Annotated in this window: 16 protein-coding genes; 13 read left to right on the top strand and 3 right to left on the bottom strand. The window is 72.9% G+C overall.

What is annotated here, in order from left to right:
* Positions 1-18: 18 nt before the first annotated feature.
* Positions 19-363: an SCP2 sterol-binding domain-containing protein gene (locus tag HTZ77_RS12540; protein ID WP_175589742.1), complete on the bottom strand. Its 345-nt coding sequence runs from the start codon at positions 361-363 to the stop codon at positions 19-21.
* 145 nt (positions 364-508) lie between these two features.
* Here HTZ77_RS12540 and HTZ77_RS12535 point away from each other — a divergent pair, with 145 nt between their 5' ends.
* From HTZ77_RS12535 to HTZ77_RS12475, 13 genes are all read left to right on the top strand, one after another.
* Positions 509-667 (top strand): hypothetical protein, encoded by a 159-nt coding sequence (locus HTZ77_RS12535; protein ID WP_175589656.1) that lies wholly within the window; start codon positions 509-511, stop codon positions 665-667.
* Entirely contained in the window at positions 664-1,494 is an 831-nt protein-coding gene (locus tag HTZ77_RS12530) for a TlyA family RNA methyltransferase (RefSeq protein WP_328808553.1), read from the top strand. The genes HTZ77_RS12535 and HTZ77_RS12530 overlap by 4 nt, the downstream gene beginning before the upstream one ends.
* The gene (locus HTZ77_RS12525; RefSeq protein WP_175589655.1) at positions 1,491-2,390 is read left to right on the top strand and encodes an NAD kinase; all 900 of its coding nucleotides are present in this window, start codon (positions 1,491-1,493) and stop codon (positions 2,388-2,390) included. The genes HTZ77_RS12530 and HTZ77_RS12525 overlap by 4 nt, the downstream gene beginning before the upstream one ends.
* A gap of 30 nt (positions 2,391-2,420) precedes the next feature.
* Entirely contained in the window at positions 2,421-4,172 is a 1,752-nt protein-coding gene (gene recN / locus HTZ77_RS12520) for a DNA repair protein RecN (RefSeq protein ID WP_175589654.1), read from the top strand.
* A gap of 97 nt (positions 4,173-4,269) precedes the next feature.
* Positions 4,270-5,466 carry a putative cytokinetic ring protein SteA gene (steA, locus tag HTZ77_RS12515; RefSeq protein ID WP_175589740.1) on the top strand — a complete coding sequence of 399 codons (1,197 nt, stop codon included), beginning with the start codon at positions 4,270-4,272 and terminating at the stop codon, positions 5,464-5,466.
* Positions 5,463-6,434, top strand: coding sequence for a copper transporter (locus tag HTZ77_RS12510; protein ID WP_175589653.1), 972 nt, complete (start codon positions 5,463-5,465; stop codon positions 6,432-6,434). The genes steA and HTZ77_RS12510 overlap by 4 nt, the downstream gene beginning before the upstream one ends.
* A 1-nt stretch (position 6,435) precedes the next feature.
* Positions 6,436-7,287, top strand: a complete 852-nt coding sequence (locus tag HTZ77_RS12505) for a hypothetical protein (protein ID WP_175589652.1) — start codon at positions 6,436-6,438, stop codon at positions 7,285-7,287.
* Positions 7,288-7,652: 365 nt separating this feature from the next.
* A complete protein-coding gene (murJ, locus tag HTZ77_RS12500) occupies positions 7,653-9,308 on the top strand; it encodes a murein biosynthesis integral membrane protein MurJ (RefSeq protein WP_328808552.1) in 1,656 nt (551 codons plus the stop codon).
* Between the two features lie 107 nt (positions 9,309-9,415).
* Positions 9,416-10,792: a glycosyltransferase family 4 protein gene (locus tag HTZ77_RS12495; RefSeq protein WP_407940499.1), complete on the top strand. Its 1,377-nt coding sequence runs from the start codon at positions 9,416-9,418 to the stop codon at positions 10,790-10,792.
* 175 nt (positions 10,793-10,967) lie between these two features.
* A complete protein-coding gene (locus HTZ77_RS12490) occupies positions 10,968-11,954 on the top strand; it encodes a TerC family protein (RefSeq protein WP_175589651.1) in 987 nt (328 codons plus the stop codon).
* A 105-nt stretch (positions 11,955-12,059) separates the two neighbouring features.
* Positions 12,060-12,701, top strand: coding sequence for a phosphatidylserine decarboxylase (locus HTZ77_RS12485; RefSeq protein WP_175589650.1), 642 nt, complete (start codon positions 12,060-12,062; stop codon positions 12,699-12,701).
* A complete protein-coding gene (gene pssA, locus HTZ77_RS12480; RefSeq protein WP_175589649.1) occupies positions 12,688-13,512 on the top strand; it encodes a CDP-diacylglycerol--serine O-phosphatidyltransferase in 825 nt (274 codons plus the stop codon). Before HTZ77_RS12485 ends, pssA begins: the two co-directional genes overlap by 14 nt.
* A 41-nt stretch (positions 13,513-13,553) precedes the next feature.
* The gene (locus HTZ77_RS12475; RefSeq protein ID WP_175589648.1) at positions 13,554-13,826 is read left to right on the top strand and encodes a hypothetical protein; all 273 of its coding nucleotides are present in this window, start codon (positions 13,554-13,556) and stop codon (positions 13,824-13,826) included.
* 104 nt (positions 13,827-13,930) lie between these two features.
* Here the strand turns inward: HTZ77_RS12475 and HTZ77_RS12470 are convergent, their stop codons facing one another.
* Together HTZ77_RS12470 and HTZ77_RS12465 are read right to left on the bottom strand one after the other, a co-directional pair.
* Positions 13,931-14,587: an MBL fold metallo-hydrolase gene (locus HTZ77_RS12470; protein WP_175589647.1), complete on the bottom strand. Its 657-nt coding sequence runs from the start codon at positions 14,585-14,587 to the stop codon at positions 13,931-13,933.
* Positions 14,584-15,390 carry a maleylpyruvate isomerase family mycothiol-dependent enzyme gene (locus tag HTZ77_RS12465; RefSeq protein WP_175589646.1) on the bottom strand — a complete coding sequence of 269 codons (807 nt, stop codon included), beginning with the start codon at positions 15,388-15,390 and terminating at the stop codon, positions 14,584-14,586. Before HTZ77_RS12465 ends, HTZ77_RS12470 begins: the two co-directional genes overlap by 4 nt.
* Positions 15,391-15,436: the final 46 nt, after the last annotated feature.

Raw genomic sequence — 15,436 nt, 5'->3', positions numbered from 1 at the left:
GGGCGAGCTCGCCGTACCTCAGAGGAGCCTCCGCAGGCGCAGCAGGTCGCCGAAGCTGGCGTCGATCTTCACCCGGCCGCCCAGCAACGCCCGCGCCATGTCCAACTCCCCCTCCACCAGCGCCACCAGGTCGTCGCTGCCGATCGTGAGCCGCACGTCGGTCCGGCCGTCCGCGGGCGGCTCCTCGACGAACGGATCGAGCCCGTCGTGGTGCAGCCGCCCGTAGAAGGTCACGCCGAGGTCGGACACGCGGCAGCTCACCGTGCGCTCCACCACGTGCCGCGCGCGGTCCTCCGCGTCGATCTCGTCGAACTGGGCGACGAGCTTGACCAGTGCCGCCCGGCACTCCTCGACGCTTGCCATGGTGTCCACCCTTTCGCTCACCTTTACGGACGCCTGACCTTCACCGACGTAGCGTTCCACATCGGTGGCGTGCCGTATGCCCGGTCAACGTGTGACACACCCGCGATGGTGCCTGGGCGCTCGCGGGAGGCGTTAACGTCGTCTCATGAGTGCGCTGCCAGAGGAGACCGGGGACGAGCGGGTCGACGCGGTCGTCGCGGAGCTCGGCCGGCTGGCCGGCCTGCCGGTGAGCGAGCACGTCGCGGTGTTCGACGAGGCGTTCGCCGGGCTCGAGGCCACGCTCGCGGCCGTGGACGACCAGTGAGCCGCAGGATACGCCTGGACAGCGAGATGGTGCGCCGCGGCCTGGCCAGATCGCGCGAGCAGGCCGTGCAGCTCATCGAGGCGGGCCGGGTCAGCGTGGCCGGGCAGCGGGCGGCCAAGCCCGCCACCCAGGTCGAGACCGCCTCGCCCATCGTCGTCGCCGAGTCGGCCGAGGGCCCCGACTACGTCTCGCGCGGCGCGCACAAGCTGCTCGGCGCCCTCAAGGCGTTCGGCGGGCCGACCGGCGAGGGGCGGCTGACCGTCGAGGGGCGGCGCTGCCTCGACGCGGGCGCCTCCACCGGCGGATTCACCGACGTGCTGCTGCGCAACGGCGCCGCCCACGTGCTCGCCGTCGACGTCGGCTACGGCCAGCTCGCCTGGTCGCTGCGCACCGACGAGCGGGTCACCGTCATGGAGCGCGTCAACGTGCGCGACCTCACCCCCGACCTGGTCGGCGAGCCGCCGTCGCTGGTGGTGGGCGACCTTTCGTTCATCTCGCTGCGGCTCGTGCTGCCCGCGCTGGCCGGCGTGGCCGCGCCGGCGGCCGACCTGGTGATGCTGGTCAAGCCGCAGTTCGAGGTGGGCAAGGACCTGGTCGGCGCCGGTGGCGTGGTCCGCGACCCCGCCCTGCGGGCCCGCGCCGTGCGCGAGGTGGCCGCCCGCGCGCTGGAGCTCGGGCTGACGGTACGCGGCGTGACGGCCAGCCCTCTGCCGGGCCCCTCGGGCAACGTCGAGTACCTCCTGTGGATGGGCAAGGGAGAGGGCGCGCCTCCGGTGGAGGACCTGGAGGCCGCGATCGAGCGCGCCGTCGAGGAAGGGCCGCGATGAACCGTACCGTGCTGGTCACCGTGCACACCGGACGCGAGGCCGCCGTCGAGAGCGCCCGCCTGGTCATCGACCGCCTGGTCGACGCCGGGATCACGGTCCGCGTGCTCGACACGGAGGCCGACGAGATCCGCTGCTCGGGCGCCGACGTGGTGCCCGGCGACCCGGTGGCCACCAAGGACGCCGAGGTCATGATCGTGCTGGGCGGCGACGGCACGCTGCTGCGCTCGGCCGAGCTGGCCCGGCCCGCCGGCACGCCGCTGCTGGGCGTCAACCTGGGACACGTCGGGTTCCTGGCCGAGGCCGAGGTGGCCGACCTCGCCGCCGCCGTCGACAGCGTCGTCGCGGGCCGCTACGACGTCGAGGAACGCATGACGATCGACGTCCTCGCCCGTCAGAACGGCCAGATCATCGCCGACACCTGGGCGCTCAACGAGATGTCGGTGGAGAAGCGCGACCGCATGCTGGAGGTCGTGGCCGAGATCGACGGCCGGCCGCTGTCACGCTGGGGCTGCGACGGCGTGATCTGCGCCACCCCCACGGGCTCCACCGCCTACGCCTTCTCGGCGGGCGGTCCCGTGGTGTGGCCGGAGGTGGAGGCGCTGCTCATGGTGCCGATCAGCGCCCACGCGCTGTTCGCCCGGCCGCTGGTGGTCTCGCCCCGGTCCACGCTGGCGGTCGAGACGCTGCCCGACACGCCCGGCGGGGTTCTGTGGTGCGACGGGCGCCGCCGCTTCGACCTGCCCTCCGGCACGCGCGTGGAGGTCCGCCGGGGCGCCCGTCCCGTGCGCCTGGCACGGCTGCACGGCGTCGAGAGCACCGGCGCGCCCTTCACCGACAGGCTGGTCGCCAAGTTCGAACTACCCGTTCAGGGCTGGCGCGGAAGGGTGCGTCCCTGAGTGAATGGGCTGTGAGGCGCGTAGGATCACATGCGCACTGGTGTTCGGATTCAGGAGCGACGGGAGTGGGCAGTGCGACCTAGGGTCGAGGAGGTCCGCATCCAGGGACTCGGCGTCATCGATGAGGCCGTGCTCGAACTTTCGCCGGGCTTCAACGTGGTCACCGGCGAGACCGGAGCCGGCAAGACGATGGTCGTCACCGGGCTCGGCCTGCTGTTCGGCGGCCGGGCCGACCCGTCGCGCATCCGGCCGGGGGCCGAGCGCGCCAGCGTCGAGGGCACGCTCGTCATCGAGCCCGGGGGCCGGGTCGCCCAGCAGGTTGAGGACATCGGCGGCGACGTCGAGGACGGCGAGCTCATCATCTCCCGCACGGTCTCGGCCGAGGGGCGCTCGCGCGCCTGGCTGGGCGGGCGGGGCGTGCCGGTCGGCACCCTGACGTACCTGGCCGACGACCTGGTCGCCGTGCACGGGCAGATGGACCAGCAGCGGCTCCTGCAGCCCGCCCGCCAGCGCGCCGCGCTCGACCGCTACGCGGGCAACGACCTGGTCAAGCCGCTGCGCGCCTACACGCAGGCCTACAAACGGCACAAGCAGACCGCGGCGCTGCTCGACGAGCTGACCACCCGGGCCCGTGAGCGGGCGCAGGAGGCCGACCTGCTGAGGTTCGGCCTGGAGGAGATCGAGAAGGTCGACCCCAAGCCGGGCGAGGACGTCGAGCTGCGCGGCGAGGAGGAGCGGCTCTCGCACGCCGACGCGCTGCGCGGGGCGGCGACCGGCGCCCACACCGCGCTGCTCGGCGACCCCATGGAGGCCGTCGACGGGGCGCACGACGTGATCTCCCTGCTCGGCGAGGCCCGCGCGGCCATCGAGGCGGTCCGCGACTTCGACGCCGAGCTGGCCGGCATGGCCGACCGGCTGGCCGAGGCCGGCTACCTCGTCTCCGACGTGGCCACCGACCTGGCCGCCTACGCCGAGTCGATCGAGGCCGACCCGGCCCGGCTGGCCGTCGTCCAGGAACGCAGGGCGCTGCTGTCCGGCCTGGTCCGCAAGTACGGCGAGGACGTCGCGGGCGTCCTGGAGTGGGCGCGGACCTCGGCCGCCCGCCTGACCGAGCTGGAGGGCGACGACGAGCGCATCGAGGAGCTCACGCGCGAGCACGAGGAGCTGACAGCCCGGCTGACCGAGCTGGCCGCCGAGCTCACCCGCGTGCGCGAGTCGGCGGCCGAGCGCTTCGGCCAGGCCGTCACCGAGGAGCTGGCCGCGCTCGCGATGCCGCACGCCAGAGTCGTGGTGCAGCTCACGCGGGCCGCCGAGTTCGGGCCGGAGGGCGTCGACGAGGTCGAGCTGCGCATGGCCGCCCACCCCGCCGCGCCGCCGCTGCCGCTCACCAAGGGCGCCTCCGGCGGCGAGCTGAGCCGGGTCATGCTGGCCATCGAGGTGGTGTTCGCGGGCGCCGACCCGGTGCCGACGTTCGTGTTCGACGAGGTCGACGCCGGGGTGGGCGGCAAGGCCGCGGTCGAGATCGGCCGCCGGCTGGCCCGGCTGGCGCGCACCGCGCAGGTGATCGTGGTCACCCACCTGCCGCAGGTGGCGGCGTTCGCCGACCAGCACCTGGTGGTGGAGAAGGCCAGTGACGGCAGCGTCGTGCGCAGCGGCGTCGTCACCCTCGACCACGAGAGCCGGGTGCGCGAGCTGTCGCGCATGCTGGCCGGGCTGGAGGACTCCGAGCTGGGCCGCGCGCACGCCGAGGAGCTCCTGGGGCTGGCCGCCGCGGAGCGATGACCTGGAGCACCCGGCCCGCGATGACCTGTTGTGACAAAGCGGACACGCGCCGTGATGATGGGCCGCTCAGGTGTTTCCCTCTGGCAGGATGTTCATGATGAAGGTTCCGGGAAGCAGGATGCCGGGCCTCCGCGTCAGGAAGGTCGAGGACCTTCCCGGTGTCACGGCAGTGGCGAGAATCGATCGGCGGACGAAGAGGCTGACCAAGCGCCTCCAGCCCGGTGAGATCGCGATCATCGATCACGTCGACGTCGACCGGGTCAGCGCGGAGGCGCTCGTGGCATGCGGTGTCGCGGCCGTGGTCAACGTCGCGGCCGGCATCTCCGGCCGCTATCCCAACCTGGGGCCCCAGATTTTGCTGGAGGCCGGGGTGCCCTTCGTCGACAACGCCACGCCCGAGCTGTTCGAACGGATCAAGGACGGCGACGTCGTCCGCGTCCACGAGGGCGTCGTGCACCTCGACGACGAGGTGGTCGGCAAGGGCGAGGAGCAGACGACCGAGGCCGTCGAGGCCGCCATGGCAGAGGCCCGCGCGGGGCTCGCGGTGCAGATCGAGGCGTTCGCCGTCAACACGATGGAGTACGTCCGCGGCGAGGGCAAGCTGCTCATCGACGGCGTCGGGGTGCCCGAGATCCGCACCCCGATGGAGGGCCGGCACGTCCTCATCGTGGTGCGCGGCTACCACTACAAGGAGGACATCGCCACCCTCCGCCCCTACATCCGCGAGTACCGCCCCGTCCTCATCGGCGTCGACGGCGGGGCCGACGCGCTGCTGGAGGCCGGCTACCTGCCCGACGTCATCGTCGGTGACTTCGACTCGGTCTCCACCAAGGCGCTGAGCTGCGGCGCGGAGCTGGTCGTGCACGCCTACCGCGACGGGCGCGCCCCCGGTCTCGAACGCGTCCACCAGCTCGGCCGCGAAGCCGTCATCTTCCCCGCCACGGGCACCAGCGAGGACATCGCGATGCTGCTGGCCGACGACAAGGGCGCCGAGCTCATCGTCGCCGTCGGCACCCACGGCACCCTGGAGGAGTTCCTCGACAAGGGCCGCTCGGGCATGGCCAGCACCTTCCTCACCCGGCTGCGCATCGGCAGCAAGCTCATCGACGCCAAGGGCGTGAGCCGGCTGTACCGCAGCCGCATCTCCACCCCGCAGCTGCTCCTGCTCGTGATCACCGCGCTGATCACGATGGGGGTGGCCCTGTTCATCTCGCCGATCGGCCAGACCTGGCTGAACGGTCTCCAAGACGCGTGGAACGCGTTCATCTTCTGGCTGGTCGGACTCTTCTCGTGATCGATTTCCGCTATCACCTCGTCTCCATCGTCGCCATCTTCCTGGCGCTGGCCGTGGGCATCGTCATGGGCACCACGCTGCTGCAGTCGCCCGCGATCGAGACCGCCAAGAAGACCAGCGACCTCATGGCCAAGACGAACAACGACCTGCGCTCCGAGCTCGACGGGCTGCGCGGCAGGGAGTCCGCCGACGACGCGTTCGTCACCGCGTTCACCCCCCGGCTCGTCGCCGGCGAGCTGAACGGCGAGCGGGTGCTGCTCGTCGAGGCGCCCGGCTCCAGCAGTACCTACCGCGAGGCGCAGCAGCAGGTGCTCCTGCAGGCGGGCGCCGCCATCACCGGCCGGGTCGCGCTCACCGAGAAGCTCCTCGACCCCAAGAACCAGGGCGTGATCGACGGGCTCGTCACCCAGCTCAAGCCGGACGACATGGCCCTGGCCCCCTCGACGAACGCCTACGACAAGGCCGCCGCCCTGCTCGCGGCCACGCTCATGACCACCGACCAGGCGCAGGCCGGCACCGCCAACCCCGCGACCGCGGCCGTGCTCGGCGGGTTCGAGGCGGGCGGGCTGCTCACCGTCGACGACGAGCCGGCCAAGCGCTCCACGCTCGTCGTCATGTTCGCGCCGGAGCGGCCCCTCGACGGCGAGAACGCCGATGCGCAGGCCGCCGCCCTGCTGTCCCTCGCCCGCGGCCTCGACGCCGCCGGCAAGGGCACCGTCATCGCCGGCAGCGTCAACGCCGCCTCGACCGGCGGCCTCATCACCGCCGCGCGCGACGAAAGCGACGTGACCAAGCGCGTCTCCACCGTCGACAACGTCGACATGCCCGCGGGCCGCACCGCGATCGTCTACGCTCTGCGGGAGCAGCTCAACGGGCGGGCCGGCCAGTACGGCATCGGCGCCAACGCGACCGCGCCCATGCCCGCCGTGCCCAACCCCACCACCACCCCCACCTCCTCAGGGAGCTGACATGGCCCGTGGCCTGCTCCACGCGCTCGCCGGCGCCGCCCTCGGCGCCGTCGCCGCCCGCGCCGCCTACACCCTCCTCACCCGGAACAGGCCCCAGGACCCGGGCGACCGCTGGACCCGCAAGAACCATCGCGGCGAGCCCATCACCCTGCTCGAAGGCCCCGCGTTCGTCGCCGGAGCCGCCGCGGCCACCGCGCTCGCGCCGGGCCTGCCCGCGCGCGCCCGCATGGCGGCGCTGCTGGCCGGAGGCGGCAGCGGGGCGCTCGGCGCCTACGACGACCTGTACGGCACCACCTCCTCCAAGGGCTTCAAGGGCCACCTGAGCGCGCTCGCGCGCGGCGAGGTCACCAGCGGAGCCGTCAAGATCCTCGGCATCGGCGCGACCGGGCTCGGCGCCGCCGCGCTCGTCTCCCACGGCCCCGCCGACACGCTCGTCAACGGCGCGCTCATCGCCGGCTCGGCCAACCTCGCCAACCTCTTCGACCTGCGGCCCGGGCGGGCCATCAAGGTGGGCCTGCTCACCGGCGGGCCGGTGCTGGCCGCCGCCCTGCTGCGCGGGCGGCCGGCGGCTGCCGCGCTGGCCGCCGTGCCGCTCGGCGCCGCCGCCGCGCTGCTGCCCGACGACCTGGGCGAGCGGGCCATGCTCGGCGACGCGGGCGCCAACGCGCTCGGCGCCCTGGCCGGCCTCGCGGCGGTCACCACGCTGGGGCGGCCGGGCCGGCTGGCGGTGCTCGGCACCGTGGCGGCGCTCACGGCCGCCTCCGAGAAGATCAGCTTCACCAAGGTGATCGCGGGCAACCCGGTGCTCAACCGCATCGACATGCTGGGCCGCCGTCCGGTCGACGCCGTGTGACCGACGCGCCGCCGGGCGAGCCCGGGGTCCCGGATGACGGGAGCAGCCGCCGGGCGAGCCGGGGTCCCGGATGACGGGAGTGTCGGTGCGGCCTGCCAGGATGTCAGCGTGATCGGGGGTCTGGTGATGCTCGCGGGCGCGGCTTCGCGGTGGTCCCGCGCGGTGAGCGTGTTCCCTGTGGTGAGCGTGTTCCGTGGGGTGAGCATGTCACGCGCGGCGTCGCGTGCGGCCGCGCGCCGGTGGGCGTCATGCCCGCCGCGCGCCGGAAGGGCGTCGCATCCTTCGCGTCTGTCGCGCGCCGGAAGGGCGTCGTGTCCGGGGCGCGCCGGGAGGGCGTCGCGTCCCTCGTGCGTCGGGAGGGTTTCGTGACGGCGCGGCTGGCGCGGGGCGTCGCCGGGGGCGCCATGCTCATCGGCGCGATCACGATCCTCGCCCGCGTGGCCGGATTCGCCAAGCAGTACGCCTTCGCCCGCACCGTCGGCACCAACTGCCTGGCCACCGCCTACTTCACGGCCAACCAGATCCCCAACATCATCTTCGAGGTCGTCGTCGGTGGCGCGCTGGCCGGCATGGTCGTCCCGGTCCTGGCGGGAACGGCCGCCGCCGCCCAGGAGGACGGGTCCGGCGGCGCCGGGCGCGCGCGGGTGGAGGCGATCAGCTCCGCCCTGCTCACCTGGGTGCTGCTCGTGCTCGTCCCCCTGGGTGCGCTCACCGCGCTGCTCGCCGGTCCGCTCGTCGAGGTGTTCTTCGGCGCCGACGTGAAGGGCTGCGACCTCGCCGGCGTCCAGGCCGTGGCCACGCGCATGCTCGTCGTCTTCGCGCCGCAGATCCCGCTGTACGGGGTCGCGGTCGTCCTCTACGGCGTGCTGCAGGCGCACAAGCGGTTCGCCGGGCCCGCGCTGGCGCCCCTGGTGTCGAGCATCGTGGTGATCGTCGCCTACCTGCTGTTCGTCCCGCTCAGCGGCGACTGGGCCGAGACGGGCGGCCGGCGGGCCGACCTGTCCACGCTGCCGGGCGCGGCCGAGCTGGCGCTCTCGGTGGGCACGAGCCTCGGCGTGCTCGCCCTCGTGCTCACCGTGGTGGGGCCGATCGCGGGGCTCGGGCTGCGCTGGCGACCCTCGCTGCGCTTCCCGCCGGGCGTGGCCGTACAGGTACGGCGGCTGGCCCTGGCCGGGGTGGCCGCGCTGCTCGCCCAGCAGGCCGCCATGGTCGTCGTGCTGCTGCTGGCCAACAAGGCCGTCGGCACCGGCGCGATCGCGGTCTACAACTACGCCTGGGCGATCTACCTCGTGCCGTACGCGGTGCTGGCCGTGCCGATCGCCACCAGCGCCTTCCCCCGGCTGTCGGCGCGTGCCGAGGCGGGGGAGACACAGGCGTTCTCCGACCTGGCGGCCGGGGCGACGCGCGCGGTGGTGCTCGTGTCGGGGCTGGCCGCCGGTGTCCTGGCGGCCACCTCGGAGCCGGGGGCGGCGGTGTTCCTGTGGACCAAGAGTGAGGTGCCGCCGGACGAGCTGGCGCGTACGATCGCGCTGTTCGCGCCCGGTCTGGTGGGCTACGGGCTCATCGCCCACCTCAGCCGCGTCCTGTACGCGGCGGGGCACGGCCGGGCCGCGGCCACGGGCACGGTCGCCGGGTGGCTGGTGGTGATGGCCGCGCAGACGGTGTTCGCGCTGACGTTCCCCGACGGCTGGCGGATCGCCGGGATGGCGTTGGGCATGAGCGTGGGCATGACGGCGGGGGGCGTGCTGCTGCTGGCGTCGGTCGTACGCGTGCGGGGACGCGGCGCCGCGGCCGGCCTGGCGCGGGCGGGGGCGGCGGCGGTCGCGGGCGGCCTGGCGGGTTACCTCGCCGGGGCCGGGGTCGTGGCGGCGCTCGGCCCGGAAAGCTTCTGGGGGCAGATCGGGGCGGTGCTGGCCGGGGCGGTCGCCGCGCTGGCCGCGGGCGGGCTCGTGGTGGCGCTGGTGGACCGCGCCGACGCCACGGCGGTCGCGGGCACGCTCGTCCGGGGGAGACGTGGCTGAGACGGCTCGCCCGAACCAGAAATCTACTTTGTAAAGGCGCCCTCCCGGAGTGACGTCCGGGGGAGCGTAGACAGGAAGCGGCACGAGAAGGAGGAGTGGCGTTGCGGGTGGCATTCGTGCTGGGCACCACGTCCGGCGGCACCGGCAGACACGTCCGCATGCTGGCCACCGGGCTGGTGCGGCGCGGGCACCGGGTCCTGGTGGTGGGGCCTCCGGACGTCGAGGAGAGCCTCGCCTTCACGGGGGTGGGCGCCCGGTTCGTTCCGATCCGGGTCTCCGACCGGCCGCATCCGCTCGACGACGCGCGCTCGGTGCTGGCCTTGCGGCGGCTGACCATGGACGCCGACGTGGTGCACGCCCATGGCCTGCGCGCCGGCGCCCTCGCCGCACTCGCCCTTCCCGGCCGCGCCGCGCTCCTGACCGGGGCGGGCGGCGCCGCGGCGGCGCCGATGCCGCGCGGAGGTGCGCCGGCGGCGCCGCGAGAGGCGGCGGAGCGCGGGGCCGGGGCCGTCGCGCGCGCGGGGCGGGGGCGGCCGGAACTCGTCGTGACGCTGCACAACGCGCTCACCGCCGGAGGGCTCGTCGGGGCGGTCTACGGGGCGCTCGAACGCGTCGTGGCCCGTCGCGCCGACCACGTGCTCGTCGTCTCACCGGACCTGGGCGAGCGGATGCGCACGCTCGGGGCCCGCGACGTACGGTCCGCCGTGGTGCCCGCCCCGGTGCCGAGGCCGGCCAAGAAGACGCCCGAGGAGGTGCGCGCCGAACTGGGCGCCGGGCACAGGCCCATCGTGCTGACCCTCGCCAGGCTCGCCCAGCAGAAGGGCCTGGAGACCCTCCTCGACGTCGCCCGCGGCCCATGGACGCCCGCGGCGCACGGCGGCGAGGGCGCTGCCGGTGAAGGCGCCGGTGGTGAGGGTGCCGGTGGTGAGCGTGCCGGTGGGGGGAGAGTCATCGGTGAAGGCGTCGGCGGCCAGGGCGCCGGTGGCGAGAGCAGCCTCGGTGAGGGCGACGGCGGGACAGGGATCGCCGGCGACGCGGTGGCGGCACCGTTGTTCGTGGTGGCGGGTGACGGGCCCCTGAGGGGCGAGCTGCAGGCCAGGATCGACGCCGAGCGGCTGCCCGTGAGACTGGTGGGGTGGCGCGACGACGTGCCCGACCTGCTGGCGGCCGCCACCGTCGTGGTCTGGCCGAGCCGCTGGGAGGGCCTGCCGCTCAGTCTCAGCGAGACCCTGATGGTCGGCCGCCCCGTGGTCGCCACCGCCGTCGGCGGCGTCCCCGACCTGCTGGCCGGGGCCGGGAAGCTGGTCCCGTACGGCGACGCCGCCGCCATGCGCGCGGCCGTACGCGAACTGGTGGAGGACCCCGCCGAGGCGGCGCGCGTGGCGCGGGCCGCCGCCCGGCGCGGCGCTGAGCTGCCGGGCGAGGATGACGCCGTGGACAGTGTTCTGTCCGTATACCGGGCCGCTACAGCGGGGGATGATTAGGCGGACCTTACGCGTTCTCGTATACTGCGTGCGTTAGGGAGGGGAGTATCCCTTCGCGGCAGCCTCGTCATCACGGTGCAGCCCCGCTCCACGGGGCCCCCGGGGCTGCCGGTCCGCCGATCACGGTGGGCGGGAGAGACCTCCGGCAGTCAGTTCTGCATGCCGGAGGAAAGACGTGACCGTACCCGTGTGGGCCTATCTCGCCGTCATCGGCGGTCTTCTCGTGGTCCTGGCAGTGGACCTGTGGATCGTCGACCGCGGTGAGGCGCGCGAGTTCTCGATGCGCCAGGCCGGCTACTGGGTCACGTTCTACGTCGCTCTGGCCGTGCTCTTCGGCGGCCTGTTGTGGGCCACGATGGGCCCCGGCAAGGCGGGCGAGTTCTTCGCCGGATACATCACCGAGTACAGCCTGAGCGTCGACAACCTGTTCATCTTCTTCATCATCATGAGCAGGTTCGCCGTGCCCCGGGCCTACCAGCACAAGGTGTTGCTCGTCGGCATCGTGCTGGCGCTGGTCATGCGGGGTGTGTTCATCGCGCTCGGCGCCGCCGCGCTGCAGCGGTTCAGCTGGCTGTTCTACGTGTTCGGGGCGTTCCTCCTCTACACCGCCTTCACCATCGTGCGCGACCACCTCAAGGGCGAGGACGAGGACTTCAACGAGAACCTCCTGCTCCGGTGGGTGCGCCGGGCGTTCCCCACCACCGAGGGCTACGTCGGCTCGAAGATCACCGCCAAGATCGACGGCCGGCGCATGGTCACCCCGATGCTCATCGTGATGATCGCGATCGGCTCCACCGATCTGCTGTTCGCCCTCGACTCGATTCCGGCGATTTTCGGGCTCACCACAGACGCGTTCATCGTCTTCACCGCCAACGCGTTCGCCCTGATGGGACTGCGTCAGCTGTACTTCCTGCTGGGCGGCCTGCTGCAGCGGCTTGTTTACATCAGTTACGGTTTGGCGTTCATCCTCGGGTTCATCGGGGTTAAGCTGGTATTGGAAGCCCTGCACGCCAGCGGGGTTTCCTGGGCGCCCGAGATCCCCATCTGGCTGTCCCTCACGGTCATCGGCGGCACCATGGTCATCACTACCGTGGCCTCCCTGATCAAGGCCCGTGTCGACAGCCGCCGTAGCGAGGAAAGCAGTCCTACCGGGGCTAGCTAAATGGCTTTCGAGGCGCTTTGCTTGTGTAGTCGCGCCGTGTAATAGTTGCTGACTCTGTAACATCACGGCAAAGCGCCCAGTCCAGTCATTCACCAAAGGTTGTCCGTGTCAGACGATTCTGCCAAGACGAGCCGGATCCGGCTCGCACGCGGGGTGTCCCCGTGGCTCCTCCCGACCGTGGCCTCCGCCGCCGCGACCGCGCTGCTCGCGCGCAGGGATCGCCGATGGGCGCTCGCGGCGGTGCCGCTGAGCGCTCTGACCGGGGGCATGCTCTGGTTCTTCCGTGACCCCGAGCGCGTCCCGGGGTTCGGCCGCATCCTGTCGCCCGCCGACGGCGTGGTGCAGAGCATCGACCCGTGGCCGGACGGCCGCACCCGCGTCGCGATCTTCATGAGCCCGCTGAACGTGCACGTCAACCGGGCGCCTCTTGCGGGAAATGTCACCTCCGTGCAGCATGTGGCGGGTGGGTTCCTGCCGGCTTTCAACAAGGACAGCGACCAGAACGAGCGCGTGGTGTGGCATTTCGAGACCGCGCTCGGCGACATCGAGATGGTGCAGATCGCGGGCGCGGTGGCGCGCAGGATCGTGCCGTACCTGAGCGCGGGGGCCAAGGTCGAGCAGGCTGAGCGCATCGGCCTCATCCGGTTCGGCTCCCGGGTGGACATCTACCTTCCCGAAGGGATCTCTCCCGCCGTGTCGGTGGGGGAGAAGACGGTTGCGGGGGTGACCAGAATTGACCACGGCTGACGCCGGAAGCTGGCAGGCCGAAGAGGAGGAGCAGCCCCGGGGCCCGGTCGGCAAGGCCTTCCGGCTCTCCGCCGCAGACTCGCTCTCCCTCGGCAACGCGCTCTGCGGCTTCCTCGCGGTCTGCGTCCTCGCCTCCTCGGCGATCCGCTCGCTGCAGGAGGGCGACGGGTTCAGGCCCGCTCCGAGCTACTTCGCGACCGCGGTGGTGCTGCTGCTCATCGGCGCCACCTGTGACCTGTTCGACGGTCTCGTCGCCCGGCGCTTCCGCGCCTCGGCGATGGGCGCCGAGCTGGACAACCTCGCCGACGTGATCAGTTTCGGGTTCGCGCCCGCGTTCATGATCGTGATCTGGGGCGGCTTCACGCCGAACCTCCCGTTCCCGGCCGTCCTGGTCGCCGCGGGCGCGGTGCTGCTCGCCGGCGTCGTACGGCTGGCGAGATTCGCCTGCGTGAAGACCAAGAGCGGCGACTTCATGGGCCTGCCCATCCCCATGGGCGCCATGACGGTGATCTCGATCGTGCTGCTGTTCGAGCCGAGCATCCCCGCCCTGCTCGGAGTGCTGGGCGTGGCCTGGCTGATGGTCAGCCGCATCGAGTACCCGAAGCCGAAGGGGCAGCTCGCCGCCGTCGTCCTCGGCTGGATCATGGTCAACGTGGCCTTCCTCGCCTTCTGGGTCGCCTGGCCCGAGGGCGGCGACCTGCCGATCAAGATCGGCGCCTCGATGCAGATCGCGCTCGTCGCGGCGATCCCGCTGCGGGTGCTGTTCTACAAGCGGGAGCAGCGCAAGGAAGCCGAGCGCATCGGCGACTGACGCCGACCGTACGTCCGGGCACCCGACGGATGGAGCCGCCCATGCCGGACACTCCACGCGAGCACACCCGTACGTACTTCCTCGGCAAGCTGGCCCAGGAGCTGGAGGCGCGCGGCCTGGCCGTCACGCTGCGCGCCCACCCTCCGGCGTTGCGGGTCAGCGACCCCGACACGGCGCTGCTGGCCGAGACCGTCGACTGCGTGCCGTTGTCGGACGGCTGGTTCTACCGGTGGTCGTGGGGCGAGATCGTCGGCCTGGCCGACGACCCGGGCCTGGCGGCGCACCGCATCGCCCGGGTCCTGACCGGCCGTTGACCATCGCCGAACCACCGCCCGGTTCCGGGGTCGGCCACTGATCGTCGCATCCACCGCCGGTTCCTGGCCGACCGCTGATCGTCACCGATCCACCGCCCGCGGGCTCACCACCCGCGGGCTTTCCATTCCGGCAGCGAGGGACGCTCGGCGCCCAGCGTGGTGTCCTTGCCGTGGCCCGGGTAGATCCACGTCTCGTCCGGCAGCCGGTCGAAGACGCGTTCCACCACGTCGGCGTAGAGCTGCTCGAAGCGCTCCGGGTCGTTCCACGTGTTGCCCACGCCGCCCGGGAACAGCGAGTCGCCGGTGAACAGGTGCTTGTCCGTGCCGCCGCCGTCGTACAGCAGCGCGATCGAGCCGGGCGTGTGGCCGCGCAGGTGGATCACCTCCAGCGTCACCACGCCGACCGTGATCCGGTCGCCGTGCTCGACCTCGCGGTCCACGGACACCGGCAGCGCGGGCGCGTCGAGCGGGTGGGCGATCGTCCGCGCGCCCGTCACCTTGGCCACCTGCTCCAGGGCCTGCCAGTGGTCGCCGTGCTGGTGGGTGGTGACGATGGAGCTGAGCGGCTGGTCGGCGATCAGCGCCAGCAGCCGGTCGGCCTCCGCCGCCGCGTCGATGAGCATCCCGTCGCCGGTCTCGGTGCAGCGCAGCAGGTAGGCGTTGTTGTCGTACGGTCCGACGGCGAGCTTGCCGATCGTCAGCTTCGGCAGCTCCCGCACGTCGGCAGGGCCGCCGACCTGGACGTCGCCTGTGTACGTCATGGGTAGTCCTCCGGGGGCGTCGCGGGCAGGTCAGCCGGAGCGGGCATGGTCAGCCACGGCGGAGCCGCGGGAAGCCCCGGACCCGCCGGGCCGGGCACGGACGACTGCCCCTCCAGCACCACCCTAACCCCCGTACCCGCTGATCTGCCGGTGAGCCAGGCCAGCAGGTCCGCCGGGCGGCCCTCCACGACCGGTCCCGCGCCGAGATCGCGCCAGAGCGCCGGGAACGTCCCGCCGTCCGGGACGCCCAGCAGGCGGATCCCGCCCACCGAGCTCTCCCCGTGCGGCCAGCACCGCAGGCAGTCGCCCAGCTCCCGCCGGACGAACCGCTCCGGCCAGTCGGCCGGGCCGTACCCCGCGCCGAGGTCCACGTGGTGCATGCCGAGCTCGCGCAGCCGCCTGACCAGGACGTACCAGGCCGGGTGCGGCGGCGGGCGCAACGCCGCCACCGGCGAGCGCCACGCCTCCGGCGGCATCTCCGCGACGACCGCGTCCAGCCGCGCCGAGCTCTGCCGCAGGTCGGCGAGCTGCTCGGCCGCCGGGCGGCGGGCGCCGGCCTCGATCTCCGCGTCGCGGGCGGCGCCGCTCGCGTACTGCGGGACCCGCACGCCCGTTCTGGCCCAGGTCAGGAGGTTGACGAGGCTGTCGGCGTTGCGGGCCACATGGGTGAGGACGTGGCCGCGGGTCCAGCCCGGCAGGCGGGAGGGCGCGGCGACGTCCTCGTCGCGCAGCGCCGCCGCGGTCTCGAGAAGGGCCGAGGTCGCCGAGGCCAGCTCAGCCCGTAAAGTCACAACAACCGTCATGCCAGATATTTCAGCACCTGCGGGGTCAAGGGGCGGCGGCGGGCAT

This window comes from Nonomuraea montanisoli, from assembly GCF_013363975.1.
Classification (GTDB): Bacteria; Actinomycetota; Actinomycetes; order Streptosporangiales; family Streptosporangiaceae; genus Nonomuraea; species Nonomuraea montanisoli.
Note: the sequence above shows the minus strand (reverse complement) of the source record. Positions and strands in the feature narration are given on the sequence as shown.